This is a genomic window from Bacillus sp. AFS040349 (genome assembly GCF_002577655.1).
Classification (GTDB): domain Bacteria; phylum Bacillota; class Bacilli; order Bacillales; family Bacillaceae; genus Metabacillus.
On record NZ_NUMC01000191.1, the window covers coordinates 1 to 612 of the forward strand.

Genomic DNA, 612 nt, shown 5'->3' on the forward strand with positions numbered 1-612 from the left:
GTCAGATTTTCAGTGGCCTCAGATTTTCAGGAGGTTTTTCATTTTACGATGAAGTTTTACTTTCACTTTCTTTATCATTTTTGTCACTTTTAAATAAATTTTTAGAAACAACATTTAATTTGTTTAAAAACCGATTAAACCCAAATCCAACAAAAAATGCAATACTAATCTGAGCTAGTGGCGCATCTTTGTAGTCAATAAATTCAACTAAAAATAAACCACTTTGAATAAGTGTAACAGCGATAACAGCTGTGCCTGTCGCAAATATTGGATAAAAAATATACATAATCCATTCTCGATAGTCGGTTAATCCATCTTTCATATAGTGAGAGCAAAACATATAAAGATGCCTTAGTGAACCACCAATTGCTCCCGCAAAGAAATAATATAAAAAAATCTCGATATCAGAAATGATTGGGAACGCTTTTTCTAGAATACCAGTCCACAAAGCACCTACTGCAAGAAAGCTCCCAAAAAACAAGAAAGAAAGATAGGTTAGAATCAGCGTCTTTAACCACCACTTCACACCGGTCACCCCTCTGTTCTAATACGTTATCTTATGAGGGAATGGGCGGGTGGTGCCTGTACGTAGAGTGACAGTGCTCGACCCCC

Annotated in this window: 1 protein-coding gene; it reads right to left on the reverse strand. The window is 36.3% G+C overall.

Going from position 1 to position 612, the window contains the following annotated elements:
* Positions 1 to 43: 43 nt before the first annotated feature.
* Positions 44 to 526 (reverse strand): hypothetical protein, encoded by a 483-nt coding sequence (locus COD11_RS25905; RefSeq protein WP_098799759.1) that lies wholly within the window; start codon positions 524 to 526, stop codon positions 44 to 46.
* Positions 527 to 612: the final 86 nt, after the last annotated feature.